Genomic DNA, 25,120 nt, shown 5'->3' with positions numbered 1-25,120 from the left:
CAAAAAACATAAAAATTTCGTAATTTTTTCATAGCACTTAACACCTAACACCTAACACCTAACACCTAACACCTAACACTTAACACCTAACACTTAACACCTAACACCTAACACCTAACACCTAATAACACCTAACACCTAATAACACCTAACACCTTTTCATATAACCATTTAAATACTTATCAGAAAGGAGAAAGAAAATGAAAAAAATGCTGTTGTTTTGCCTTGTGGTTATTTTTCTTGCAGCATCCTGTGCGACCAATGGCGGCCCTAAAACAAAAACAGAAAAAGGAGCTGTTTATGGCACTGTGGCCGGCGCTGCCGTGGGCGCTGCCGTTGGCCAGGCCATTGGGCGTGACAAACAGGGAACACTCTGGGGAACCGGTGCGGGCGCTGTTGTGGGGGGACTTGCAGGCGCAGCCCTGGGGCGTATGATGGACGAGCAGGAAAAGGCGTTCAGAGAGGTTTTAGCTGCTTCTGATGCACAGGCTGCCGCCCAAAAGGAAGAACTCAGAACAGAGGTGGTTCGTCAGGAAGCGGAACTGTTGTCCATTGTCTTAAAAGGAGATGTTACGTTTGACACGAATTCATCAAAAATAAAAAAAGAGATGTATCCGGAACTCAGACGTATCGCGGACGTGATGATTAAATATCCGGATACCTCCATCACTGTGGAAGGTCATACAGACAATCAGGGCAAAGAATCGTATAATATGGATCTATCAAGACAGCGTGCCGAAGCGGTAAAAACCCTGCTTATCCAGAACGGTGTGGCTTCCTCCCGCATAGAAACCATGGCTTTCGGAGAAAACAGCCCCGTCGCTCCTAATAACACCAGCGCGGGACGCCTGCAAAATCGCAGGGTGGAAATAAAAATTGCTCCTAAGACATCATAACTACCCGTGCGTAAACTTTTGTCCGTCACACAGACCTCCGAGGTTTTTAAAACCTCGGAGGTCTTCGTTGATTTCGTGTCGGAAAAACCCGGGTTTCTAATATAATTTTCTGTCAGCTTTCAAACAAAAGGTGAGGGAAAGAAAATTGCAGAGTAAAGGTCCAGCGCATATCTGTCTGTCATGCTGGCAATCAGATCACACACGGTCCGCTCATGAGAGTCACCATTATGACGGACTTCTTCCATTTCCATTTTTTTAAGTTCATTCCAGAGCAAATCTCTGTCATTTAAAAGACGGGCATAAAGTTCGGACAGAATCTTCTTTGCTTTTATAAACTCTTCGTGTACCTGGGGTGAACGATATACATTTTCATAAAGGAAATGTCTCAGTGTGCTCATCGCTGAACAGACCTCACTGCTCATATTCAGTTGAAAATCCTCGGCTCGAATTTCACTTGAAAAGATAATATCCCGCATCATGGTCGTGGCCCGTTCCCAGTGGCTATGTCCAAGAACTCTTGAGCATGATTCAGGAACCTGGTCCGCCCGGATCACCCGGCTCCGGATGGCATCATCCAGGTCATGGTTCAGATATGCCATAATATCGGCAAATCGTACAACCTTTCCTTCAGCAGTGCATGGCTGATCGTTCGGATCGTCAGGAACAATACTTCCATAGCCTTTTGAATGTTTTAAAATTCCGTCACGGACCTCATACGTCAGATTAAGCCCTTTTCCTTTGTTTTCCAAAACTTCGATGACCCGCAGGCTTTGTTCATTATGCGAAAAGCCTTTTGAAAATATTTCCTTTAACCCTGTTTCCCCGCTATGTCCGAATGGCGTATGTCCGAGGTCATGCCCCAGGGCAATGGCTTCTGTCAGGTCTTCGTTAAGACGCATGGCCCGTGCGATGGTTCTGGCAATCTGAGCAACTTCCAGCGTATGGGTGAGGCGGGTTCTGTAGTGATCTCCCAAGGGAGACAGAAAAACCTGGGTTTTATGTTTTAATCGTCTGAACGCGTTGGAATAAACAATTCGGTCCTTGTCCACCTGGAAAGCCGTCCGGATTGGGCAGGAGATTTCTGTTTTTATACGGCCTCGTGATTCGGCGCTCAGACAGCCGAAAGGAGACATAAAGCTTTTTTCACGTTTTTCAAACTCTTCACGAATAGACATAACTTAATGATATTAATTCCAAATAGATAAAAAAAAATTCTTAGCGGATTATAGTCAGGTGTTAGGTGTTAAGTGTTAGGAAAAAACTGCAAAACTTTCATACTTGGTTGTGACCGGCAGGTCATGCCCCTTTATATGAAAGTGTCAGGTGTCAGGTGTTAAGTGTTAGGAAAAACTGCAAAACTTTCATACTTGGTTGTGACCGGCAGGTCATGCCCGTTTATATAAAAAATTTATTTTTTTCACAAATACATTTAATTGTAAAGAAATATTTAGCGATTTAGATTCTGAAAGCCTTTTTTCTTTGCACAGGAAATCATAAAAGCCACATTTCCCTTCGACAAGCTCAGGGAACGCCTCCGACAAGCTCAGGGAACGCCTCCGACAAGCTCAGGGAACGCCTCCGACAAGCTCAGGGAACGCCTCCGGCAAGCTCAGGGAACGCCTCCGGCAAGCTCAGGGAACGCCTCCGGCAAGCTCAGGGAACGCCTCCGACAAGCTCAGGGAACGCATGTCAGCCGTGCCCTGAGCTTGTCGAAGGGCAGATCGGGGCAGATGAAAGCGGATAAGAAAAATTAACTGATGCAGACGGCACAGACCAGATTAATTCTGAGGGTTATTAGGCAGGACATCAGACCTCCGAGATTTCAGAAACATCGGAGGTCTTTATCTGTCAGAATTTATTTGGTCGTATGCTCTGTAAACCAATTTGCTGTCAGTTCGGCTATCTCATGACGATGCGCATCATTGCTGAACATATGATCCGCCCCCGGAATAATGACCAATTTTATGCCTGACGGATTTTTATTATAGGCTTTGCGCGCTTCTTCAACCGGGATAATCTCATCCTGGTCCCCGTGGACCAAGAGCAACGAAGACTGCAAAGACCGAATGCGTTCGGGGATATTATATTTGCGCATGTCAGAAAAAAAACGTTTTGAAAGTTGCAACGAACGCCCTCTGCTGATGAATGAAGCCACTCCGGTCTGTCGGAGTTCGTTTTTCTGAAGTTTGTTGAGAAAATGGGCCGGATGTCCCCCTGACAATCGTCCTGCCAGGGCGCAGACTCCTCTAATGTTTTTCATCTCAGATGCTGTCAGCACGGCAATGGCCGCGCCCATGCTGTGACCTGCCACTCCTATACAGGATGCCCCGTTTTCTGAGATAAACGCGATGGCCCTCTTCATTTCGGAAATATGCTTTGAATAGGATGATTCGGAAAAATCCCCTTCGCTCTGACCGTTTCCGGAAAAGTCAAACCGTAGCGACATGATCCCTGACTGTTCCAGTTCACGGGAAATTTGGGTTAATATGCGGGTGTGTCTGGAACAGGTAAAACAATGCCCCATGACCACGCCTTTTTCAGAAGGTGCTTCAGGGATGTGAAGCGTTCCTGTAAGTTTTTCTCCCTCGTTATTATAAAAGTAAACCTGTTTTTGCATCGGGATTCTCCGGAACTGAATGAATTGTAAGGACTTCCCAAGACTTGAAAATTTCAGAAGCCTGAATTTTGTAATTTAAAAAAAATAACCAGAAACATGAACATCTGTCAACCAGGAAAATTGCGAAAAAATACGCTTTTCATCCCATTGACTTATTCCTTTTTATGAAATATTCAATAGTCAGCAGGCGAAACACTTCTGCCGGATTTGCCAATCTGAGGCGAGTGACAAGGGGGGATATTTTCGATATACTGACATTAGCACTCGATAATCAAGTTTTTTTTGTCATTTCTGCGAAAGCAGGAATCCGCTGCCCTTTTTTAGGCAGTCGTGAGAAAAAGGGGATTCCTGCTTTCGCAGGAATGACAGGATGTTGTCAAAATCGGCTCAGAAAACCTGATGATCGAGCAGCAGGAAAATTCACTATAGGAATTAAGAAAGGAAAAACCATGATTGAAAAAGTAATTATTATGGGCGCGGCCGGTCGTGATTTTCACAATTTCAATGTATATTTCAAAGACAACTCCCGCTACAATGTTGTCGCCTTTACAGCAGCCCAGATACCGGATATTGAGGGGCGTATCTATCCGCCTGAATTATCAGGAAAACTTTATCCGAAAGGCATTCCCATCTATCCTGAAGAGCGGCTCACCGATCTCATTCAGGAACACAAGGTGGACCTGGTCGCGTTTTCCTACAGCGATGTTCGCCATCTGGAAGTCATGCACAAGGCTTCTGCTGTCATGGCGCAAGGATCTGATTTTATTCTCATTGGTGCCACATACACCATGCTCAGATCAAAAAAGCCCGTGGTCGCGGTCTGCGCGGTGAGAACCGGATGTGGAAAATCTCAGACCACCCGATATGTATGCAATATTTTGAAAAACAGGGGAAAAAAGGTTGTTGCGGTTCGTCATCCCATGCCTTACGGTGATCTGACAAGGCAGGTGGTGCAGCGTTTTTCCTCTTATAAAGATTTTGAAACCCACAACTGCACCATTGAGGAAAGAGAAGAATATGAACCCCTGGTGGCTCAGGGGATCGTGGTTTACGCGGGAATTGACTATGAAAAAATTCTCAGACACGCGGAAAAAGAAGCCGATGTCATCATCTGGGATGGCGGAAACAATGACACACCGTTTTATCATCCTGATGTCCATGTTGTGGTCTTTGATCCGCACCGGGCAGGGCATGAATTGCTGTACTATCCCGGGGAAACAAATATGGCTATGGCGGATATTGCCGTGATCAATAAAGTGGACAGCGCGGATCCGGCCGGGGTGGACCAGGTCCGAAAAAACATTAAAAGCCATGCGCCCAATGCTGAAATCATCCTGGCGGAATCAGCGCTCATTGTGGAAAATCCTGAACAGATTCAGGGAAAGCGGGTACTGATCGTTGAAGACGGTCCCACGCTCACTCATGGAGAAATGGCATATGGTGCGGGAACCATTGCTGCCAAAACTTATCACGCGGCCCATATTGTTGAGCCTGAGGCTTATGCTTTTGGAAGCATTAAAGAGACCTATGAGCGTTATCCTCATGTGGCGTCGGTTTTGCCTGCCATGGGGTATGGAAAAAAACAGATTCACGATTTGGAACGCACCATTAACAGCGCGGAGTGTGATCTGGTTCTTTTTGCAACGCCGATTAATCTTCCTAAACTGCTCTCCATCAGCAAACCTACGCTCCGAGTGTGTTACGAATACCGGGATCACGGGGAACCGCTGCTGGAGAATGTCCTTTTGTCCCGATTGAAAATCACAGGGTAAAGTGTATCGCATCAGGCCCGATCTGCACGGATTAATGATAAGCAGTAATGTCAGACCTTATTTGGTCATGTATAGGCTTTAAGAAAAAAATTGTCCGGAGTGCCAAACTTGCAGTTTGGCAGAAGCGTCCGGTTTCCGCACTTCGCAAAGATTGCCAAACTGAAAGTTTGGCACTCCGGACTAACAGACATTTTTCTGATTATAACGGATTTAGGGGAGGGCCGTCCGAGCCCCGCAGGGACGGCATATTTGCAGCATTCATCATGCAGGCCCGGCCAGGTCCCGCAGGGGCGGCATATTTGCAGCATGATTTACTACTGCTGCAAATGCCCCCGCGGAGCTTTGGCGGGGACTTGCAAACCTGTTGCAAACATACCGCCCTTACAGGGCTTGGTCGCCTCTCCCCTAAATCCGTTATAATCAGCATTTTTCAACGTCAGACGGTTATTCCGCCTGACCGGTTACGCAGGGCAGATTAATAACGGTCATATTCTTCCTCCGGGTGTCAATTCGATTTTTGATTTTTTTATTATCAGAATTTAAAATCCCCCCGGCAACGGAGGGATTTTAAAGGGACTGCCCTTAAATTTAATGGCAGTGACGCGAAGCGTGGGAACAAGTTTAAAATAAGGACGTGAAGCGTGGGAACGAGTTTAAACGGATTTAACTTTTATGTGCGCATCTTTTCTGTGTTTTGAATTTAATCTGAATTTGCCAAAGGAAGATACAGGAAAACACACAATACCCCTTTTCTGGGAACCTGCAATTCCAGACGTCCCCCGTGAGAATGGACAATTCGCCTGACAATGGCAAGTCCCAGGCCGGTTCCCCTTGTTTTAGTGGTAAAATAAGGCTCAAATATCTGATCGGCTTCACTCTCAGAAAGCGAAAATCCGCTGTTTTCAATTGTAAGAACAGCCTCACGGCCTTGATGATCAAGGATGATACGAATATCGCCGCCCTCCGGCTGGGCCTCGATTCCGTTTTTTATGAGATTCTCAAGCACCTGTTCAAGCATATCAGGATCCCCCGCGACAGGTTCATTATGCCTGATTTCGCATTTCACCTCAACAGAATGTTCCTCACATTTCTGAGCGTAAAGCGCCAGGATATGATTTAACATTGAATTCAGACGCACGGGTTTTTTTTGGGGAGTCAGAGGACCGGCATATTGCCGGATGTTTGTGACGATGCTGTTTGTTCGCCGGACTGCTCTGAGCATGGTTGAAACGAGCGACTGATATTCATCGTCCAGATCATCAGCCTCAATTTGCAGACGCTGCAATCCGATACTGATGGCGTTTAGCGGATTCCGAATTTCATGGGTAATGGCCGCGGCAGCCCGCCCCAGGGCAGCATCTTCCCGCTGCCTGGCAAGTTCCCGCTCCACATCCCGAATCCGGTTCAGATAGGCGTTCTGATACCGATGAAGAATCCAGGAGAAAAAAACACCTAAAATCGCCAGAATCGCGCTGAAAAGAAAAAATTCATTCCAAAGCTGTCGGATACGGAAAAAAAAATGTCCTGCTTCCAATGCGACAACCAGAATCCCCTCATCAAAGGGAAGGCGTGTTTCTGCAAGTTTCTTGTCAGGCTTGTCAATGAGAATGACTTCCGCTTTCGGGGGATTGCTGGTAAAGCTTTCAATGCGTACATATCTTATGCCGGCAAGCTCGGACAACGTATGCAGCAGGTGGGACAAGCCGACCTGCTCATGCAGTTTTTCAATATGAACGGCTGTCAGCCCCACAACCACACATCCTTCCCCGGCTTCTCTCGGTAAGGTCAGAAAATAAAGATGATCTGTCGCGAGATGCTGCAAAACACGGACATTTTCCGTACAGGTCACGTATGAGGGACTGAACCACCCGGGAGGCCCTTGTGTAAATTCTCCGTTATCCCTGATAATTCGAATGCCGGCCAGTCCCGCCTCCAGAGCAAACGCGGCCAGCTCATCCTCGGAAAACGGCTCAACCGTGTCCAGATAATCGGCAAATCGGGCCATATTTCCCAGAAAGGTCTGCATGATCTCTTCGACTGCTCCTTGGGAAAGAACAGCCCCCCGGGCATTGAGTTCGATCACACCGGCCAGCATTCTGGAATGTTCCCGGGCATGATTGAGAAACGTCCGGTGAGCCTGCCGGGCCTGCCAGAAAAAGTATCCCAGGACAATGATAATCAGCAGACCAAAAACAAGCAGATTGCCTTTCCATCCGGGCAGTAAGCGCAAGGGTTTTGGTATCCGGATCGGTTTCTCCGTCATTTATGTCCCCGATGGCGCATTTTTTGCATTCTGCTTTTAAACATTCCCCTGCCTTTGCCCAGACGGGAACGTACTCCGGTGGGGTCCTTTTTCCCTCCCCGAAGCCCTCCTCCGCTAATATGAACGACCTGAAAATTTTTCATATCTCCCTGTAGATATTTTCCCCAGATTCGCACTGTTTCCCCGGGCGAAAGATTTTCAGGCAGACGGTCAGGAGAAATATTTATGGTGATTTCCTTTGGAGTGTCAGTATTTTTTTCTTTATCATCCTCTGCCGGCCAATCCTCAACCTCAAGCACCACTTCACCGCTTTCCGGTTTGACTGCTTTCACGGTTCCGAGAAAAACATCCGTGGCCGCGGCAAGGCCCGGTGTCAGGCTGAATAAGAGTATCAGAATGAAAAGATAAGTCCGCATTGTGTCACCGTCTGACAGTAAGATTCGATATCCAAAGAGGAATCATTTTCTGTCCGTCCCACATGAAAAAAAAATTCAAATTTGTCAATAAAACAGCTTATTCCCAGCCCCGCGTTACAAATCGTGTCTGTGCGGTCAGTATTTTCGATATCCTGATCGTATTTGGCACGTTTCCAGAATGTCGTGGCAGAGATTTCCCATAAATCGCCCGGTGCCCATAATAAGGACAATATCCCACTGTTCTGACGGTATGATTCTGTTTCAATTGAAGAATCAAGACGGTTGTATTCTAATGAAATATGGCCTTGTATTTCAGGCGTGAAAAAGAGCATTCCCTGGATACCGGTGGAGCGGAGATGGTCATCGCGTGAGGAGGATGTGTGTTGATGAGTGTCGTCATGTTCCTGGTGGTGGGGGCCTCCGGGCATGCCCCGGCCTTTTCCGGGCCCTGAAGAAGGGCGAACGGTCTGAAGAATGACGGGTTCTGTATAATCCAGCCATGCCCAGATATGATGAAATCCCAGGGAGACCCGGGCTGTGGTCAGCCATTCAAGCTGTACGCCCGCCATGATCTCATCTCTGTCATCTTCCTTAATGAAATCATCCCGATATATTAAGACCTCGGCCATGATCCCGGGAACCAGACGGCCGTTTGACAAGGGAAAGGTCAGTGATATGCCGGGTCTTAATTCGTAATTATCTCCCATGCTGAAGTAATCCTGATAAGACCCGTCAATAAATATGTCACAGTCTGCTGACAGAAGATCGGGAAGAAACTGGTGGTAAAATTTTATCTGATAAGACCCGAACGCGGATCCTTCTGCTGTCGAAGAGAGGGAAACATTATCATCATATCCGGCAGCCAGTTCAACTGACATATCCGAAGCTGCTGCTCCGGTTATCAGAATAAATGACAGACTCACCAGTAATAATGAACAGCCGGTTATTTTTCCGAATTGTCGCTCCATTTCCGACCTCCCTTCACCATATTTCACCAAAAGAGTTCCGCAGTTTTGGAAACTTCGGAAGTCTGAGACAGATAAACTCAGCAGATCGAAAATTTTTGCCCGGATTTATGCGAAAAAACGCTTCGCTTTATTTTCGCTCTCCGGATTTATGAATTATGCGAAAAATCGCTCCGCTTTATTTTCGCTCTCCGGATTTATGAATTATGCGAAAAATCGCTCCGCTTTATTTTCGCTCTCCGGATTTATGAATTATGCGAAAAATCGCTCCGCTTTATTTTCGCTCTCCGGATTTATGAATTATGCGAAAAATCGCTCCGCTTTATTTTCGCTCTCCGGATTTTCGCACTCCGGATTTATGAATTATGCGAAAAATCGCTCCGCTTTATTTTCGCACTCCGGATTTTCGCTCTCCGGATTTATGAATTATGCGAAAAATCGCTCCGCTTTATTTTCGCTCTCCGGATTTTCGCACTCCGGATTTATGAATTATGCGAAAAATCGCTTCGCTTTATTTTCGCACTCCGGATTTGTGATTTATGATTTATGCGAAAAAACGCTTCGCTTTATCTTCGCACTCCGGATTTATGATTTATGAAAATTTGCGGTCTGCTGAATTTATCTATACGGCAAATATGGGAAGGAGTCAAGAAGCAGAAAATATGGGAAGGGACTTGCTGATGAAAGCCCCTTTCCATAATCATTGTTTAAGTTTTATTCTTCATTTTCTGTTGCAGGTGCGTTCTGAATTGCAGGAAACGTCTGACCCCGGGGACAGACACCATCGTTTTTAAACCCCTGCCCTTTTCCAATGCCCTGTCCGCCGCCATGACGGCCGAAACCTTTTCGCCAGAGAGGCAGACTTGTTTCCGGATCCCGCAGTTCCACATATTCACCGCCCACACTCACACCTGCGGCAATAATTTTAACAGAACCGTCACTAAAGGTGACTTCATAAGCATCAACGACAATCTCGTCACCGACAACCGGACGATCAATTTCAAGTGAAGACCAATACCGAAAAGGTCCGATTCCATAGACCGTGACAGACCCTGCTTCGGTATCAATTTCAAATCCTCCGCCATAATACATTACATTGGACACAGTTCCGGCGATGGTGAGACCCGGGGCATCCTCAAAAATGTTTATTGCATAATCTGTGACAGTTCCCAAACCGCCGTTTGTTTCGGAACCCTGTCCATACGTCTCAGTGTCATATCCGCCATGATGGCCGCCGCGAGCCAGAGCCTGGCCTGTCATAGCCATTACCAATACCAATGATGCGATAACAATACCTTTCAAATACTTCATTTTAATACCTCCTTTTCATTACATACGTTTCTAAGTTATAATCTGATTATTGATTCAATCCCCACGGACATACGCCGCGGTTGCCGCCACCGGAGCCTTTTTTTCCTGATCCTTTGCCGCTATTTCTGCCACAGTTTCCACCACCTTTCCCCTTGCCTTTGCCGCCACCTCGTGCAAGCATCAGAGGCGCATGGATGCCATTGGTTTCGAGATTGGGACAATCTCCTGATTTTGAGCCGTTTCCTGTGCCATCTCCGGGACCTGTGCCGCCATTACCTGCGCCGTCCCCGGGACCATGACCGCCTCGTGCAAGAAGCAGAAAATCATCGGTACTCATGTCAATGCCGTCCGAACTCCATGCCGGCACGGTCAGAAGTCCTAATACCAGAACCATACATCCGGTTTTAAAAATTTTTTTCAGCATTCGTTTTTTCTCCTTTATATTTGTTAAAATTGATTGAACTGCTGACTTACACATTTTATATATCAATAACCGTGCCAAAATCCATATATTTTAAAAACAGATAGTTATCTCATTATACAGACTCGCAGGTTCGACAATCAGCGTTCAGGTTCGACAAAATTGTCGAGTGTGCATTGGGGTAGTGCGCATTGGGGTCGGGCCACGCTAATTGGCTAATATCAAATAAATTACCTGTCTATTTTGGCTGTAAATTGTGCCTATAATTATCTTTTCGAGGCTAAAAAGAGCGATATGGGAAGAAAAATGTTTGGCAAAGCGCTTCGGTTTCGTGAAAAAAATCCTGTGAAGCCCGTTCTGATGGCAAAAAGCGGGATATGGCCCCTGAAAACGCTTTAAATTGTATTAATGTTACTGGTTTTTCAATTTTGTCAGTGCGGCATAAGCCCATAACACCTTTGTTCACCTAAATATCTTGACATGGATAACGCATTGCGTCATATATGATTAAAAGACGTTATTATAAAATTTCCGATTGCCAAACGGTAGGTTTGGCACTCCTGAAGAATGTCTGACAAACAGATTTTTAAGGAGGATAATATGTCACACAAAATAAAAAAATATGCCAATCGTAAGTTCTATGATTCCACAGAAAAAAAATATGTCTCTCTTGATGATCTCTCGGCACTGATCAAGGCAGGTGAGGAAATTTCCATTGAAGACAACGAAACTGGCGAAGACCTGACCTCATCCGTTGTGGCACAGCTTCTGGCCCGGGAAAAACAGGGCGACAGTAAGATACCGTCCGGCGTGCTGATAGACCTGCTTCGCAAGGGAGGCGGAACTGTAATCAACTACGCCAGGAAATACACTTCCCAATGTCAAAGCGCACTGACCATGGCCGAGGACGAGGTTGATAAGATAGTCAGCCTGCTGGTCAAAAACAAGGAGCTTTCCGAATCCGAAGGCAGCCGGCTCAAGAAAGAAATGCTGGGACGTGCTGAAAATTTTAAAAAGTGGGTCAGTGATAAAATTGATCAGCGGATCAATGAAGTGATGAAAATGACGCAGCTCGCCACAAAAGAGGATATGGTCAGTCTGACAGCGAAAATCGAGGCACTGACTGAGACAGTTGAGAGGTTGGAAAAATTATATGCTGAAAAAAAGGATGACAATCTCTCTGACCAGGAAAAATAAAAACCTCGTTCCCAGGCTCCGCCTGGGAATGCATAACCGAGGCTCTGCCTCGTGTGTCATTGTCCGAGAGCCAATTCATGTAGGTTCCCCCCGTATGGCATCACCCGGTCTGTGATTTCTCTGAAATGCCCCGGCATGAGGCAGAGTATCGGGTATGCATAACCGAGGCTCCGCCTCGTGTGTCATTGTCCGAGAGCCAATTCATGTAGGTTTCCCCCGTATGGCATCACCCGGTCTGTGATTTCTCTGAAATGCCCCGGCATGAGGCAGAGTATCGGGTATGCATAACCGAGGCTCCGCCTCGTGTGTCATTGTCCGAGAGCCAATTCACATAGGTTTTCCCCGTATGGCATCACCCGGTCTGTGATTTCTCTGAGATGCCCCGGCATGAGGCAGAGCCTCGGGTATGCGTTCCCAGGCAGAGCCTGGGAACGAGTGTTTATATCACGCACGCACCGATATAACGATGTCTGAGCGTTTCATTCAGACCTTCCCGGTCAGTCTTTACAGCAAGGGGCAGGTATTCCAGTATATCCTGGGCCGTGATCCCGTCCTCTCCCTTGTCTTCCGCGGCAAGGTCTCCGGCAAGCCCGTGAATGAATACCCCTTTTCTTACCGCATCCTGAACCGGCAGCCCGAGTCCGAACATGCCCGCGATGGTCCCCGCCAGCACATCACCTGACCCCGCACTTGCCATGCCGGAATTCCCGCTCATGTTGATAAAAATCCTCTCATCAGGCAATCCTATCAGGGAGTGTGCGCCCTTGAGTACAATGCTTGCATTGGTTTCTTTGGCAGTGTGTCGCAGGATGTTTATCTTATCGTTATTAATTTCACTTACCGTCTTTTGTGTGATTCTGGACATCTCCCCGAGATGAGGGGTGAGGATTGTCTCTGCTTTCCGTCCTCCTATGATTCCATCACGAGTTTCACAGATTGCGGTAATCGCGTCACCGTCAATGAGGAGCGGTTTGTTTATTTCTCCTGCCAATTCTCTGACGAGTTGCTTTGTCTCTTGTTCCAGAGATAACCCCGGACCAATGACAACCATATCCATTTTTTCGGCCAATGCCAGCAACTCAGCTTTGTTTTCAAGGGAAAGACTTCCTGATGCGGTCTCTTTCTGAGGAACAAAAACAATTTCGCTTCCCTTGGTGGCAATAAACGGCGTGACTGACTGCGGCGCGGCAAGCCGGGAATATCCGCCACCTGCTTTCATAAAAGACATGGCCGCAAAATAAGGCGCTCCGAAATAGCTGCGCGCGCCTGCGATAAACAAAACCTCGCCAAAATCGCCTTTGTGAGCGTTTTTATCCCTGGGCGGAAGTTTCGGAGGAGAATTGATTTCTGTTTTCACGGACGCATACATTGACGGCGGAAAGGAGATGTGGGTGACATATAATTTTCCGCAGCGTTCATACCCGGGATACAGCATGTTTCCGATTTTCGGCAACCCAAATGTCGCGGTATAATCCGCGTTCACCGCAACGCCTTTGATCTGACCGGTATCGCCGTCAATGCCCGATGGAATGTCAACGCTCAGAACTGTTTTCTTACTCTGAGTGATCAGCTCAATGACTTCCCGATATAATCCGCCCACCTCCCGGGTCAGCCCTGTGCCGAAAATCGCATCCACAATTGCATAACAATGAAACACATCTGTTTTTATGGATGCCACGGAATCAATCTGCCGGACAGTGACGGGCAGGCGTCTGACAATATCAAGATTGGTCTTTGCCGCTCCTTTGAATTTATTCGGATCACCTAAAATAAAAACCTGAACTGTACCGCCATTGGAGTGGATTTTTCTCGCAATTACAAATCCGTCTCCTCCGTTGTTGCCGATACCGCAGAAAACAAGAAAGGTTTTATCCTTAATACCGAATTCCCGGGACAGTACATCATATGCCGCATGTCCCGCGTTCTCCATTAAAAGTTCATCTGCGATGCCGAATGTTTCTATGGCAGTCCTGTCCAATGCTCTCATCTCGGAAACAGTACTGATTTTCATTTCTCACCTCTTGTTTTTTTGTATGAAAAATCTGTGCGGGGAAGAAACCCGGCTTTTTTTCCCCGGACGGATCGCTTCTCCTCTGCCGGAAAAAGCCGGGTTTCTGTCCAATACTCTCATCTCGGAAACAGTGCGGGGAAGAAACCCGGGTTTTTTTCCCGGACGGATCGCTTCTCCTCTGCCGGAAAAAGCCGGGTTTCTGTCCAATACTCTCATCTCGGAAACAGTGCGGGGAAGAAACCCGGGTTTTTTTCCCGGACGGATCGCTTCTCCTCTGCCGGAAAAAGCCGGGTTTATTTGCCAGTCACAGATTCTAAAACGGGCAATATTGATTCACAGAAAAATGAGCAGAAATCCTCCCGGTAATCTCTGATATTTGCCACAATCTGATGATCATGCGGCGTATCGCTTACAAATTTAAAGAGATAACATTTTGTGTGAAAACGCCTGCATGTCTGAATAACAGACGCTCCCTCCATATCCGCAAGATGGGCGATGACAGCGATTTCCGCCCTCTCTTCAGGATCAATGACTGGTTTATCCTGCGTCGCGAGCGTGGCTCTGGGAAACCCATCGAGAACATCAGGAATATGTTTATGGGGGACACCGCTGTTGAGAGTGGGGCGGTCAGGTTCGAAGACCTTGGTGATATGACAGATTTTTCTCAGCCGATGATCCTCATCTAACGCACCGGCCGCGCCAAGATTGCAGATACATCTCGGCTGCTTCATCAGATGGAGATAGGTGCATGCCATCGCAGCATTGGCTTTTCCAATGCCTGAAATAATGAGCAGGAGATTCTCATTTTCGTAAATTTTAAATGGCTTTTGCTCACATGGCTGCAATGAGAATCTTTTGACAAAGGGGACCGCTTCCAGCATCGTCGCCATTACCAGACCAATTTTCATCAGATGATCTTCCGACATTGCGCCATCTCCGCCAGAGTTTCCACAGCTTTTCTGCCAGTTTCTCCCAAAGATATAGTAAAATCATTTACATAAAGATTAATGTGACTGTCAATCACCGTGTCATCCATCTCCTGCGCGTGGGACTTTATAAATTCCCTTGACGCGTCCCGGTTTTCAAAAGCGTAATTCACAGAATTCCTCAGAAAAGATTCGATTTTTTCCTTATGACATATGACAGAGGGATCGTTTTGTATGGCAATACATCCCAGGGGAATGGGGAGACGGGTCTCAGCTTCCCACCATTCTCCGAGATCAATGATTTTTATACAGCCATATTCGGGATAGATAAACCGCCCCTCATGGATAATCAGCCCCGCGTCAAATTCGCCGGATTGCACCCCGGGAAGAATTAAATCAAAGCGGGTGGGACTTACATGCTGAATCTCAGGATGCCACAGTTTAAGAAGCATATGCGCGGTGGTGTATTTTCCCGGAATGGCAATATGGGCCTCAGCGAGATTTTTCAGCCGCGATTTTGCCACAAGCAGAGGCCCGCATTTATATCCCAGAGCGGAACCTGAATCCAGCAGAGCATAGCGTTCTTTGAGAAGAACATACGCATAAAAAGAGAGCTTGGTAATGGGAAAGGCCCCTTCAAACGCTTTCAGATTTAACGCCTCCACATCATCTATATGAGGAACAAAACAAAATTCCCCCGTGTCAATAAGACCGTGAAGCATGGCGTGAAAGATAAACGTGTCATTGGGACATGGAGAAAAACCGATCTCCAGTTCCCGGGAAGCGTTTTTCATGTGAATCTCCTTATTTCACGGTACTGAGAATCTCTCTGTACAGGGGTTTTTCCCGCGTCACGGATCAGATCGGTCATCCCGGTCATGGTGATCTGAGTTTCAATGCCAGTGGCTTTTACCACGACCTCTTCCGTGAGAACGCCTCCCATGTCATTGGCCCCCATTGTCAGGGCCACCTGTGCCAGCTTTGTTCCCTCGGTGAGCCACCCTGCCTGGATAAAAGTGATGTTGTCGAGAAATATCCGGGCAATAGCAACCATTCTCAGATAATCCATGCCTGTGGCGGGCGAGATGTGTTCCAGGCGTGTGCGTGCCGGAGAAAAAGACCAGGGAATAAAGGCTTTCAATATGCCTGTGCTGTCCTGAACCTCCCGTATGACCTCAAGGTGGGCAATGCGCTCCCTGAGCGTTTCTCCCATGCCATAGGTCATGGTAGCGGTGGAGGTCATGTTGTGGCGGAAAAGCGTCTGCATCACCTCACACCATTGTTCACGGGTGCATTTTTTCGGACTGACTGCGTTGCGAATTCTGTCCACTAAGAGGTCTGACGCGCCAGGCACGGAATTCAGCCCCGCGTCTTTTAATGATTGCACTACTTCATCAAGGGAAAGATCACTTTTGCAGGCAATATGTGTCAGTTCCGCAGGTGAAAAAGAATGCAGATAGATATCAGGGAATCGTTCCCGGAGGGTCTTTACCATCGTGAGGTAGGTGTCAAGGGTGTGATCCGGGTGGAGTCCGCCCTGGAGCATGACCTGTGTGCCGCGGCCCTGAATAAGTTCTTCTGTTTTCTGGCAGATTTCATCCATTGAGAGTTCATAAGGATCAACGCGCCCTGCATGGGCATGATACGCGCAGAACGCGCATTTTGCTTCGCAGATATTGGAGTAGTTGATAATTCTGTCAATGATAAAACCGACGTTTTCTTCTGGAAACGCGATCTTTCGCCGGTAATCCGCGGCCTGGCCCAGCTCAATAATATCCCATTCAAAGAGCCTTAATCCCTGGTCCGGGGAGATGCGTTTTCCTTCGTATATGTTTGCTCTGAGTGCTTCATCTGTAAAAGATTCATTCATTATGACTAATCCTAAATGTTCATCGCTACAAATATGCCGTCCCTACGGGACTTTTAAAACATGCTCTCAGCAGTTTATATGCTGTCGGGTATGAATTCCAAAGTGTTTACCTGTCTGAGAAAACCTGAGGCTCCTGCAACAGAGAAATAAAAGCGCAACGCGTCTTTCAGTTCTTGTGTAAATTCATACTTTATCAGGCGAAAATAAGTGGAAATATCATAAGCGATATTCGGATACTTTTCTCCGGCTTTTCGGATAAAGATATCTCTCTCGGTTTCAAGACAGCCAAGAGATTTATGATATGAACTGATGATGGCTTTCAGCGTTTCCGGCTGTTCTCTCATGGCCTTTTTCCGCACAACGAATACTGCAAATACTACTGGAAAACCTGTTTTTCTGAGCCAGAGATCTCCCAGATCATAGACATAGGGAACAGCTTCGGGGTTACGCGTCATGGCTTCATTTCCGATGATAAGGGCAGCATCCAAGTCTCTGAGTACAGGCAGCGGATCGCTGGGCTGATATATCGGATCAATATGGTAATATTGTTTCAGGAGACTTTTTAAAAGCACCACAGACGTCTGAGACGCACGGGAAAGCCCGATTGTTTTCCCGTCCAGGTCTTCTATGGGAACATTGCTGACCAGAATCACCGAGCGCACATATCCCACAGACCCCAGGCAAAACTCAGGGAGAATCATCACCTCATCCTGAATATCCGCGTATGCGGCTGACGAAACAGGGCTTATATCGAGCTCTTCATTACGCATCATCTCGTTCAGTTCGCTGGGATAGCCCGGGATAAGCTGCACACCTGAGACCGGCCTTTTCTCCATCATCTCATAATAAAGGGGATAGCAGTTCAGATAATTAATATAACCGAGTTTCATTTAATGATTCTCATTTTCCAAGGGGTTCATAATCTGATGCACTTCTCACCGGCTTCATTCCTGCGTTTTCAATGAGATTTCTCAGATAAGGCTCTGTTCCGTAATCCGGTGTTTTTGCACCGGCCGCATGAACCACCTTTTCATCGTGATAAGTCGAGCCGATATCATCCACGCCAAAACTGAGAAGCACCTGCGCCATCTTTTCCCCGAGATACATCCACAGCGCCTTCAGATGCGGTATGTTATGGAGAAAAATTCGGCTGGTGGCGTAAAGCCGGATGTCTTCGAATCCCGTGGTCGTGACTCGTTTTGCACGGATACCTGTGTTGGCGTCATGATAAGGAAGCGGCACAAATGCCTTAAATCCGTTTGTCTCATCCTGAAGGGAACGGATTTGCGAGAGGTGATCCGCAATATCCGCGGGTTTCTCTATGTGATTATAAAGCATGGTGGCGTTGGTTTTCAGGCCCATTGAATGGGCAATTTTCATCACCTCCAGCCATCGTTTTCCTGATATTTTCCGGGGCGCGATGGTGTTTCTGACATCCGCGGCGAATATTTCCGCACCGCCGCCGGGCAAGGCCCCGAGTCCGGCCCGGATGAATCTTTGAAACACCTCTTCCACACTGATGTTGTTCAGCTTTGCAAAATAGTCGTATTCGGTCGCGGTAAACCCCACGATAAAAATATCCGGCTTAATCTGCTTTATCCGTGTCAGCATGTTTTCAAAATATTCAATTTTAAGCCGGGGATTGAGACCGCCGACAATATGGACTTCATCTATGCCAAACGCCACAGCCTCGCTTACCTTTTTCTCGATATCTTCAAGGGACAGCGTGTATGCTTTTTCATCGCCGTCATCACAGGAGAACGCACACAGGGGACAGCGAATTTCACATATATTGGTATAATTGAGGTTCATATTCACGCCGTAAAAGGCATGCGCCTTGTGAAGTTTCCGTCTCAGATAATTGGCAATTAAACCCAGTTCGAGAATGTGGTTTGTGCCGAGCATACAGAGCGCGTCCGCCTCGTTTACCGGAACCCCTTCCACAACCTTTTCGGCAATGGTGCGGAGGGTTTTATCCTGAATTGTTTTTAATAAATAATCTGACATAATTTTATGTTTTTGTACTGTGTACAGGACAAAAAAAGATGAGCAACAAAGAAACCCGGCTTTTTCCGAGGGGGGAAGGTGTCCCGTCCGGGAAAAAAGCCGGGTTTCTTCCCGCACCGCAACTTTTTATCCTGAATTGTTTTTAATAAATAATTTGACATAATTTTATGTTTTTGTACTGTGTACAGGACAAAAAAAGATGAGCAACAAAGAAACCCGGCTTTTTCCGAGGGGGGGAAGGTGTCTCGTCTGGGAAAAAAGCCGGGTTTCTTAACGCACCGCAACTTTTTATCCTGTACACAGGTTTTTGTATCTGATTCAAGAGAAGAGATCGTTTTGCTCCCTTATTTGGTTAATTTTTATGCCTCTGTATCAAAACTGAATCACAGAGTCAATGAATTAAAAACAAAGCCCTGAAGCCTGAGTGAGATTGGCAACTTTAAATATTTGCTTGATAAACAAAGCTAACACATTTAAACTGATATTGAAACTCCGATTTGATAAGTACCCGGAGATAAATTTTACGATATTTCTTTTACTGTGTGCCTCTCGGATAACAAGCTAAGTTTTCTTTGAAAAATGCACAGAAATTTTTATCCGGATGCTTATCATTTCATGTTTTCAGATTTTATAATCTTCCTATCGGATAAAAAGCAGGAGCTGTTATGAAATATAAATTTTCTGATCTTATTGATGTTGACAAATTTCAGAAGCTCATGGAAAGTTTTACTGAGGCGACAGGAGCAACTACGGCCATAATTGATACTGACGGCACGGTGCTGGTTGCGTCCGGCTGGAAGGATATCTGCACAAAATTTCATCGGGTCCATCCTGAAACAGCCCGGAGATGCACTGAAAGTGACACTGCCCTTGCAGGTCAGTTGGATAAAGGTGAAAAATACAATGTTTATGAATGTCTGAACGGGTTGGTGGATGTCGCAGTGCCAGTTGTTATTGAAGGGGAACATGTAGGAAACCTTTTTACAGGGCAATTTTTTTTTGAGCCGCCTGATACGGAATTTTTTCGAAAACAGGCTTCCAAATATGATTTTGATGAGGCTTCTTATCTTAAAGCACTGTCTGAGGTTCCTGTTTTTTCAAGAGATCAGATTAAACGAACAATGAATTATCTGTCCCATTTGGCAGAGCTTGTCGGAGAGACAGGTCTGACTCAGAAAAGACAAATGGAAACAAATGAGGCGTTGCGCTCAAGCAGGGAAAAATATAAACAGGTTGCTGAAAATCTCAGAAAAGAAATTGCCGAGCGTGAAAAAGCGGAGAAAGAAATTCTAAGACTTAACGAAGAATTTGAACAACGAATAAAGAAAAAAGAGGGGAAATACCTTATTTTTACTCTGGCTGGCGAAGCCTATGGTATCAATATTTTGAAAATCAGAGAGATCATCGGAATGATGCCGATCACACCTGTGCCCAGCGCATCGGACGTTGTGAAAGGGGTTATCAATCTCAGGGGCAGAGTGATTCCGGTAACAGACCTCAGACTGAAATTGAGCATTGAAGCAACAGATTACACGGAACGGACCTGCATTATCGTGACAGAAATCACACAACAAAACAAAGACGCGGAAGATATTCAATCGCGGATGGGTATCGTGGTGGATTCTGTTTCAGAAGTATTGAACATTAAAGGCAAAGATATCGAAGACGCACCGATACTCAGTAGCGACGCGGACACGGAATATATTTTCGGAATGACCAAAACAGAGGGAGAGGTGAAAGTTCTTCTTGATATTGATAAAATTTTAAGGCATGAAACTATCAGCGAGCTTTGCGAAGTCGCACGGGCCTGCTGATTTGATTTAAACAGTAATATTGATGAAAAGTCCGAGTGTGTTAAATTTGCCGCAGATAAAAAATTCCTCCTGACATCAGCCTGAGTTCGTTTCGACAAGCTCAACGAACTGCCGTTTCGACAAGCTCAACGAACTGGCCGTTTCGACAAGCTCAACGAACTGGCCGTTTTCACAAGCTCAACGAACTGGCCGTTTTCACACGTTCAGCGAACGCCGTCTCCACACGCTCCCTGAGCCTGTCGAAGGGGAACTTCCATCGTTGTTCACACACGCTCCCTGAGCCTGTCTAAGGGGAACTTCCATCGTTAAATATCAACAAATTGCGTGAATTTTTTTGTCAGTTCCGTTGAAATTTTATGTTCAAAAACTTCTCCGTCAGGTGTCACGCCTCTTATTTTACTGTCGTACAAAAACCAGCGCAGGAGTTGTCTGCCTGCTTCCCTCCTGTCATGCAAGTCTGTCATATCATCTTTTATAAACCGCGAAGGCGATGGAACTGATATTCCCTGATCCGCAAGTGACTTCATAAAATTCAGTATTCTCCCCAGTCTCAGGAGCGTGGCGGATTCAAGTCTTGTCGTGGTATGAGACAGGGGCAGGGCACTGGATCGCATCATTGAAAAATGATCAGGAAGAATTCCCAGTTCCGAGCATAATTCAAAATCCGGGCTTCCGGGGGCCGGATAAAAAACAGATACACCGGCAAGAACACCTTTCTGACCAAGATAGCGAATATCTGAAAGCGACGCGTCGGCATTTTGGCCCGGGGCACCCGCGATGATATAGCACACGACCTCAAGACCATATTTCTCAGCAATGCAAATAACGCTTTCCACCGCTTTTCTCACATCAGGTCGTTGGAATTTTTTAAGCTGGTCCTCGGAGGTTGTTCCGAGGGAAAGATTGAGCGTCTTAAAACCGGCATCCTTCATCATTCCAATCATTTCTTCATCCAGGGACGGCGGAAAAAGTCCGTTCATGGCTCTGAGTTCAAGATCAGCCTCACCGAACCGGACCTTTATTTCATACAGAAGCTTCAGAAACCATTTCCGCTCCAAAGAAAGATTCTCATCTTCAAAATCTATGAAGCCTGCATGATATTGTGTGACCGCGTTCTCCATTTCACGGAGTACAGATTCCACGGATCTTCGCCGGTATTTCAAAACAGATGATCCCACGGAGCAATAGCTGCATTTCATAGGACATCCCCGGCTGGACATAATCACCGAGCTTCCTTTTTTTCTTCTCTTATAAAAAGAATGTTTCACAAGGTCAGCGGCTGGTAAAGGATAATCATCCAACGTCTCCATCATAGCGGGTTCATTGATATGAAGCGCGCCATCATCCCTGCGAAACACAATCCCCGGAATCGCCCCCAGTTTCGAGTTTCCAGTTTCAAATTTCAAGCTTCCGGCAAGCAAAGGCATGGAAACTTCCCCCTCGCCTCGGAGAACAAAATCCACCTCACTGTATTGCATGACCTTTTCCGGCAGGGCAGTGGGATGATGGCCCCCGAGGACAATTTTACATTTCGGATGAAATTTTTTCACAATCCGGGCGGTCTCAATGGCTTCGTCGCTGTAAGCAGTGAAAAGAGAGGATATTCCCACCAGAAACGCACCGGATTCTCTGACTGTTTTTCCGATATGTTCAAAACTGTATCCGAAATGCCTGAAATGATGGAAAAGCGCGAAAGGGGACACATCAGGTTTTGGATAATATTCTTTCAGATAAGCCAGTTCTCCGGGCAGATCAATGATCCGGGATTTGGACGTGGCAAGACTGTCAAAGAGTTCTGTTGAAAATCCGGCCGCTCTGAGGGCCGCGGCAATACAGGTCAGCCCATATGGAATGGTTCTTTTTGCTGTGAGATAAAAATCTCTGATAGGAGGCTGAATCAGGAGAATATCTGTCATTTGTTATTGCTCATTTTTTCTAATCCAAAAGTACAAGGAAAAGGGATAAGAAAAGGAAGATATCAGGCCCTTCCCTTTCTTATCCTTTTTCTTGTAATTGTTACATGCAGACAGGCAGCAGATCAGATTTGCACATCTCAATGTTTGCGTTCATTTTCATTTTGTGATACAGGCAGAGATTCCCCAAACACGCAAACCCGGGGCTTGAAAACGAGGTCTGTAATACATGCTCTGGCCGAATTCGGATGTCCCAACTCAAAAAAAGGATGTTACCATGGCGCTCACAAAACCGGAAATTAATCGGAAATTATTCCATCTTTTTGCACTTCTTCTTCCCGCGGGAATTTTTTATCTGCCGAAAATTTTTGATATTCATGATCTTATCCCGGCAGCCATTCTCATTTTTTTGCTTTTCAGCATTGCGGCGATTGAAATATTACGTTTCAATTTTCCGAAAACAAATGAAATATTTCAATCCTGCTTTGCTTTTATGCTCAGAAAAGAGGAGGATCAGAAAATAACCGGTTCAACATATCTTATCGGGTCCGCGCTGATTTGTTCCATTCTGTTCCGTAAAGTTCCGCATATTTCCTTCATGTCACTGACACTGTTCATCCTCGGAGATGCCGTGGCCGCGCTTGTTGGTCAGAGTATGGGAAAGATAAAAATTGGCAAAAAATCTTTGGAAGGGTCCCTGGCCTGTTTCATACTCTGCCTGGTGCTGTTTTTTGCTGTATTCCCTTATGTTCCGCTTCTCCTTGATGCGTGGGGAGATTCAGTTCCTTTACCTCTTGTTTTCATCGCATCATTTGCCATCACCTTTTTTGAGCTTATTCCTATGAAGATCACAAAATGCTTCACCCTGAACGATAACCTCGCTGTTCCGGTGATCGCCGGGCTTGTCATGAATTATCTTTATCTGTTTTTTTGCTGAACTGTTCTGCCTGATAATCCCTTCTCAGAATGCCATATAATTCCAAATCCTGAAAAAATTCCCATTTCTTAACATGCTGCTTCTGACATCCTTCATGGCTCATGCCGATCTTCCGCATGACCCTTCCAGATGCGGAATTACGTTTAAAATGGGACGCATGGATTTTGTTGAGATTCAAGCGGATGAAGCCGTATCTGAGGACAGTCTTGGCTGCCTCGGTACAATATCCGTTGTTCCAATAAGGTCTTCCGATCCAATAACCAAGTTCAGCCCGCTGATCTTCCTGTGTCAGCATTAATCCAATTGCACCAATCAGGATTTCTTTCTCAATTCGGACAATTGCAAAATTGGCTGTCTCCCTCTTCTCAAAACTTTCCTGATGGCCCGATATCCATTCTTCTGCCATTCCCTCCTCATAAGGATAAGGAATGTTCAGGGTGACAGATGCAATTGCTCTTTCGCCGGCCAGACGTCGGACATCATTTGCATCTGACAGACCAAAGGGCCTGAGAATCAGGCGTTCTGTTCTGAGGGAAGGCTGCTTATTCATAGAACACACCCTTTTGAATAAATTCAGTTTTCAAGTTTGAACCCTTTTGAAAAATAATCTGTCAGGGAGCCGTCTTTTTCCTCAAGCACAATCAGACATTCTGTGTTATCAAGCGTGCTGACCAGTTTCAACCCTTTTTCATGGCCCATCACCATCAGGGCAGTTGCAAGCCCGTCCGCAAATGTGCAATTATCCGCCACCACTGAAACACTGACAACCCTGTTTGTCACAGGATATCCCGTGGTGGGATCCAGTACATGGGAATATCGCTTTCCATCTGCCTCAAAAAAATTTCTGTAATCACCGCTGGTGGCAAATGCTTTGTCATGGAGAGTCACAACATTATAAATTTCATCATAAGCCGCATCTTTTCTGGGGGTGTTGATGCCGACTTTCCATTGCCCCCCGTCTTTTCTGAATCCGGAAGCATACACCTCTCCGCCGATCTCCACGAGAAAATTTTTAAATCCTTTTTTTTCAATCAGATCCGCAATCTGATCCACACCGTAACCTTTGGCAATGGAAGCAAGATCAAGCGAAATGGACGCTTTTCCTTTTTTAAGGTATCTCTCTTCTGAAATTTTAATATGATCAAAACCGATATTTTCCAATATCGTGTGGATTTCCTCGGCATCAGGAACATCATTTCTTATTTCCGAATTTCCAAAGCCCCAGAGATTTATCAGCGGTTTTATGGTTCCGTCCCATGCGTGGTTGGTAAGGTCATGCAAATTTTTCGCAACAATCATGACTTTTAAAAAATCATCTGAGATATAAAATTTTTCATCAGTGCTGCTTATTGCATTAAATTTGCTGATCTCACTCTCTTTTATGTATGTGGACATACTTTGATTGATTTCCCGGAGGCGCTCGTCAATCTTTTTTTTCAGACCCTCGGCATTTTCGAAAAACCCGGTGACAACTCTTATATGGTAGGTGGTTCCCATGGTTTTTCCTGTCATCAGAACTTCATCTTTCTGACCGCATCCTGCCATCAGTATGGCAATAAGGATAATGCCTGTTGTTTTGTTAATATATTTTTTCATAATATTTTTTCTGTGAAATTAAAGGGTAAAAAATTAAGATGATCTCCCTGTCCCTCATGTGCATGGATTATTGATCAGCAGGGATGCCATACTATAATTCAGATTCAGTCTGTCTGTGCTGTAGCCGAAGTCAGTCCGGATGGGTTCACCCGATCATATGTTGAGGAAAAGCACCTCCTCACAGAATT

General features: G+C 46.0%; 22 protein-coding genes. 6 read left to right on the top strand and 16 right to left on the bottom strand.

Annotated features, from left to right (window positions below; translation table 11 throughout):
• Positions 1-200 precede the first annotated feature (200 nt).
• A complete protein-coding gene (locus tag dnm_RS17815; RefSeq protein WP_246556026.1) occupies positions 201-896 on the top strand; it encodes a YiaD family glycine zipper/OmpA-like lipoprotein in 696 nt (231 codons plus the stop codon).
• A 119-nt stretch (positions 897-1,015) separates the two neighbouring features.
• Here the strand turns inward: dnm_RS17815 and dnm_RS17810 are convergent, their stop codons facing one another.
• Both dnm_RS17810 and dnm_RS17805 read right to left on the bottom strand, forming a co-directional pair.
• Positions 1,016-2,071 carry a deoxyguanosinetriphosphate triphosphohydrolase gene (locus dnm_RS17810; RefSeq protein WP_207678266.1) on the bottom strand — a complete coding sequence of 352 codons (1,056 nt, stop codon included), beginning with the start codon at positions 2,069-2,071 and terminating at the stop codon, positions 1,016-1,018.
• Between the two features lie 680 nt (positions 2,072-2,751).
• A complete protein-coding gene (locus dnm_RS17805; protein ID WP_207678265.1) occupies positions 2,752-3,513 on the bottom strand; it encodes an alpha/beta hydrolase in 762 nt (253 codons plus the stop codon).
• Positions 3,514-3,962: 449 nt separating this feature from the next.
• Here dnm_RS17805 and dnm_RS17800 point away from each other — a divergent pair, with 449 nt between their 5' ends.
• Positions 3,963-5,285, top strand: coding sequence for a cyclic 2,3-diphosphoglycerate synthase (locus tag dnm_RS17800; protein ID WP_207678264.1), 1,323 nt, complete (start codon positions 3,963-3,965; stop codon positions 5,283-5,285).
• Between the two features lie 700 nt (positions 5,286-5,985).
• Here the strand turns inward: dnm_RS17800 and dnm_RS17795 are convergent.
• The 3 genes from dnm_RS17795 to dnm_RS17785 are packed head-to-tail and all read right to left on the bottom strand — an operon-like array spanning position 5,986 to position 8,932.
• Positions 5,986-7,548 carry a sensor histidine kinase gene (locus dnm_RS17795; protein WP_207678263.1) on the bottom strand — a complete coding sequence of 521 codons (1,563 nt, stop codon included), beginning with the start codon at positions 7,546-7,548 and terminating at the stop codon, positions 5,986-5,988.
• A complete protein-coding gene (locus tag dnm_RS17790) occupies positions 7,545-7,964 on the bottom strand; it encodes a hypothetical protein (RefSeq protein WP_207678262.1) in 420 nt (139 codons plus the stop codon). Before dnm_RS17790 ends, dnm_RS17795 begins: the two co-directional genes overlap by 4 nt.
• Positions 7,940-8,932 carry a hypothetical protein gene (locus dnm_RS17785; protein WP_207678261.1) on the bottom strand — a complete coding sequence of 331 codons (993 nt, stop codon included), beginning with the start codon at positions 8,930-8,932 and terminating at the stop codon, positions 7,940-7,942. The genes dnm_RS17790 and dnm_RS17785 overlap by 25 nt, the downstream gene beginning before the upstream one ends.
• Positions 8,933-9,080: 148 nt before the next feature.
• Between dnm_RS17785 and dnm_RS17780 the strand changes: the two genes are divergently transcribed.
• Entirely contained in the window at positions 9,081-9,527 is a 447-nt protein-coding gene (locus tag dnm_RS17780; protein ID WP_207678260.1) for a hypothetical protein, read from the top strand.
• A gap of 116 nt (positions 9,528-9,643) precedes the next feature.
• Here the strand turns inward: dnm_RS17780 and dnm_RS17775 are convergent, their stop codons facing one another.
• On the bottom strand, positions 9,644-10,240 hold the full coding sequence (locus dnm_RS17775; protein WP_207678259.1) for a hypothetical protein: 597 nt from the start codon (positions 10,238-10,240) through the stop codon (positions 9,644-9,646).
• 46 nt (positions 10,241-10,286) lie between these two features.
• The gene (locus tag dnm_RS17770) at positions 10,287-10,664 is read right to left on the bottom strand and encodes a hypothetical protein (RefSeq protein WP_207678258.1); all 378 of its coding nucleotides are present in this window, start codon (positions 10,662-10,664) and stop codon (positions 10,287-10,289) included.
• A 597-nt stretch (positions 10,665-11,261) separates the two neighbouring features.
• Here dnm_RS17770 and dnm_RS17765 point away from each other — a divergent pair.
• Positions 11,262-11,858 carry a polyhydroxyalkanoate synthesis regulator DNA-binding domain-containing protein gene (locus dnm_RS17765; RefSeq protein WP_207678257.1) on the top strand — a complete coding sequence of 199 codons (597 nt, stop codon included), beginning with the start codon at positions 11,262-11,264 and terminating at the stop codon, positions 11,856-11,858.
• A 439-nt stretch (positions 11,859-12,297) separates the two neighbouring features.
• Here dnm_RS17765 and dnm_RS17760 read toward each other — a convergent pair whose 3' ends face one another.
• The 6 genes from dnm_RS17760 to dnm_RS17735 form a co-directional block, all read right to left on the bottom strand.
• Positions 12,298-13,869, bottom strand: a complete 1,572-nt coding sequence (locus dnm_RS17760) for an NAD(P)H-hydrate dehydratase (protein ID WP_207678256.1) — start codon at positions 13,867-13,869, stop codon at positions 12,298-12,300.
• Positions 13,870-14,162: 293 nt separating this feature from the next.
• A complete protein-coding gene (locus dnm_RS17755; protein WP_207678255.1) occupies positions 14,163-14,795 on the bottom strand; it encodes a 5'-methylthioadenosine/S-adenosylhomocysteine nucleosidase family protein in 633 nt (210 codons plus the stop codon).
• Entirely contained in the window at positions 14,777-15,589 is an 813-nt protein-coding gene (locus tag dnm_RS17750; protein WP_207678254.1) for a 1,4-dihydroxy-6-naphtoate synthase, read from the bottom strand. Before dnm_RS17750 ends, dnm_RS17755 begins: the two co-directional genes overlap by 19 nt.
• Positions 15,586-16,665 (bottom strand): CofH family radical SAM protein, encoded by a 1,080-nt coding sequence (locus dnm_RS17745; RefSeq protein ID WP_207678253.1) that lies wholly within the window; start codon positions 16,663-16,665, stop codon positions 15,586-15,588. Before dnm_RS17745 ends, dnm_RS17750 begins: the two co-directional genes overlap by 4 nt.
• 74 nt (positions 16,666-16,739) lie before the next feature.
• A complete protein-coding gene (locus dnm_RS17740; protein ID WP_207678252.1) occupies positions 16,740-17,555 on the bottom strand; it encodes a menaquinone biosynthesis protein in 816 nt (271 codons plus the stop codon).
• Between the two features lie 10 nt (positions 17,556-17,565).
• Positions 17,566-18,672: a radical SAM protein gene (locus dnm_RS17735; RefSeq protein ID WP_207678251.1), complete on the bottom strand. Its 1,107-nt coding sequence runs from the start codon at positions 18,670-18,672 to the stop codon at positions 17,566-17,568.
• 665 nt (positions 18,673-19,337) lie between these two features.
• Between dnm_RS17735 and dnm_RS31455 the strand changes: the two genes are divergently transcribed.
• Positions 19,338-20,486 carry a PocR ligand-binding domain-containing protein gene (locus dnm_RS31455; RefSeq protein ID WP_207678250.1) on the top strand — a complete coding sequence of 383 codons (1,149 nt, stop codon included), beginning with the start codon at positions 19,338-19,340 and terminating at the stop codon, positions 20,484-20,486.
• A 305-nt stretch (positions 20,487-20,791) separates the two neighbouring features.
• On the opposite strand, the gene dnm_RS17725 is transcribed toward dnm_RS31455, so the two are convergent.
• Entirely contained in the window at positions 20,792-22,402 is a 1,611-nt protein-coding gene (locus dnm_RS17725) for a B12-binding domain-containing radical SAM protein (protein ID WP_207678249.1), read from the bottom strand.
• A gap of 274 nt (positions 22,403-22,676) precedes the next feature.
• Here dnm_RS17725 and dnm_RS17720 point away from each other — a divergent pair, with 274 nt between their 5' ends.
• Complete coding sequence (locus dnm_RS17720) at positions 22,677-23,336, top strand: diacylglycerol/polyprenol kinase family protein (RefSeq protein ID WP_207678248.1); 660 nt, start codon at positions 22,677-22,679, stop codon at positions 23,334-23,336.
• Here dnm_RS17720 and dnm_RS17715 read toward each other — a convergent pair.
• Together dnm_RS17715 and dnm_RS17710 are read right to left on the bottom strand one after the other, a co-directional pair.
• Positions 23,305-23,886 (bottom strand): GNAT family N-acetyltransferase, encoded by a 582-nt coding sequence (locus dnm_RS17715; protein ID WP_207678247.1) that lies wholly within the window; start codon positions 23,884-23,886, stop codon positions 23,305-23,307. The genes dnm_RS17720 and dnm_RS17715 overlap by 32 nt on opposite strands.
• A gap of 23 nt (positions 23,887-23,909) precedes the next feature.
• A complete protein-coding gene (locus dnm_RS17710) occupies positions 23,910-24,932 on the bottom strand; it encodes an FAD:protein FMN transferase (RefSeq protein ID WP_207678246.1) in 1,023 nt (340 codons plus the stop codon).
• Between the last annotated feature and the right edge of the window lie 188 nt (positions 24,933-25,120).

Origin of the sequence: Desulfonema magnum (assembly GCF_017377395.1) — a bacterium.
GTDB classification, from domain to species: domain Bacteria; phylum Desulfobacterota; class Desulfobacteria; order Desulfobacterales; family 4be13; genus Desulfonema_C; species Desulfonema_C magnum.
Note: the sequence above shows the minus strand (reverse complement) of the source record. Positions and strands in the feature narration are given on the sequence as shown.

What these genes read in the sequence shown, in the direction of transcription:
- dnm_RS17780 (WP_207678260.1), top strand. Translation starts at nt 9,081, where the DNA reads ATGAATTATGCGAAAAATCGCTCCGCTTTATTTTCGCTCTCCGGATTT.
- dnm_RS17755 (WP_207678255.1), bottom strand. Translation starts at nt 14,795, where the DNA reads ATGTCGGAAGATCATCTGATGAAAATTGGTCTGGTAATGGCGACGATG.
- dnm_RS17750 (WP_207678254.1), bottom strand. Translation starts at nt 15,589, where the DNA reads ATGAAAAACGCTTCCCGGGAACTGGAGATCGGTTTTTCTCCATGTCCC.
- dnm_RS17815 (WP_246556026.1), top strand. Translation starts at nt 201, where the DNA reads ATGAAAAAAATGCTGTTGTTTTGCCTTGTGGTTATTTTTCTTGCAGCA.
- dnm_RS17710 (WP_207678246.1), bottom strand. Translation starts at nt 24,932, where the DNA reads ATGAAAAAATATATTAACAAAACAACAGGCATTATCCTTATTGCCATA.
- dnm_RS17720 (WP_207678248.1), top strand. Translation starts at nt 22,677, where the DNA reads ATGGCGCTCACAAAACCGGAAATTAATCGGAAATTATTCCATCTTTTT.
- dnm_RS17795 (WP_207678263.1), bottom strand. Translation starts at nt 7,548, where the DNA reads ATGACGGAGAAACCGATCCGGATACCAAAACCCTTGCGCTTACTGCCC.
- dnm_RS17760 (WP_207678256.1), bottom strand. Translation starts at nt 13,869, where the DNA reads ATGAAAATCAGTACTGTTTCCGAGATGAGAGCATTGGACAGGACTGCC.
- dnm_RS17745 (WP_207678253.1), bottom strand. Translation starts at nt 16,665, where the DNA reads ATGAATGAATCTTTTACAGATGAAGCACTCAGAGCAAACATATACGAA.
- dnm_RS17775 (WP_207678259.1), bottom strand. Translation starts at nt 10,240, where the DNA reads ATGAAGTATTTGAAAGGTATTGTTATCGCATCATTGGTATTGGTAATG.
- dnm_RS17805 (WP_207678265.1), bottom strand. Translation starts at nt 3,513, where the DNA reads ATGCAAAAACAGGTTTACTTTTATAATAACGAGGGAGAAAAACTTACA.
- dnm_RS17770 (WP_207678258.1), bottom strand. Translation starts at nt 10,664, where the DNA reads ATGCTGAAAAAAATTTTTAAAACCGGATGTATGGTTCTGGTATTAGGA.
- dnm_RS17790 (WP_207678262.1), bottom strand. Translation starts at nt 7,964, where the DNA reads ATGCGGACTTATCTTTTCATTCTGATACTCTTATTCAGCCTGACACCG.
- dnm_RS17785 (WP_207678261.1), bottom strand. Translation starts at nt 8,932, where the DNA reads ATGGAGCGACAATTCGGAAAAATAACCGGCTGTTCATTATTACTGGTG.
- dnm_RS17765 (WP_207678257.1), top strand. Translation starts at nt 11,262, where the DNA reads ATGTCACACAAAATAAAAAAATATGCCAATCGTAAGTTCTATGATTCC.
- dnm_RS17715 (WP_207678247.1), bottom strand. Translation starts at nt 23,886, where the DNA reads ATGAATAAGCAGCCTTCCCTCAGAACAGAACGCCTGATTCTCAGGCCC.
- dnm_RS17725 (WP_207678249.1), bottom strand. Translation starts at nt 22,402, where the DNA reads ATGACAGATATTCTCCTGATTCAGCCTCCTATCAGAGATTTTTATCTC.
- dnm_RS17740 (WP_207678252.1), bottom strand. Translation starts at nt 17,555, where the DNA reads ATGAAACTCGGTTATATTAATTATCTGAACTGCTATCCCCTTTATTAT.
- dnm_RS17800 (WP_207678264.1), top strand. Translation starts at nt 3,963, where the DNA reads ATGATTGAAAAAGTAATTATTATGGGCGCGGCCGGTCGTGATTTTCAC.
- dnm_RS17735 (WP_207678251.1), bottom strand. Translation starts at nt 18,672, where the DNA reads ATGTCAGATTATTTATTAAAAACAATTCAGGATAAAACCCTCCGCACC.
- dnm_RS31455 (WP_207678250.1), top strand. Translation starts at nt 19,338, where the DNA reads ATGAAATATAAATTTTCTGATCTTATTGATGTTGACAAATTTCAGAAG.
- dnm_RS17810 (WP_207678266.1), bottom strand. Translation starts at nt 2,071, where the DNA reads ATGTCTATTCGTGAAGAGTTTGAAAAACGTGAAAAAAGCTTTATGTCT.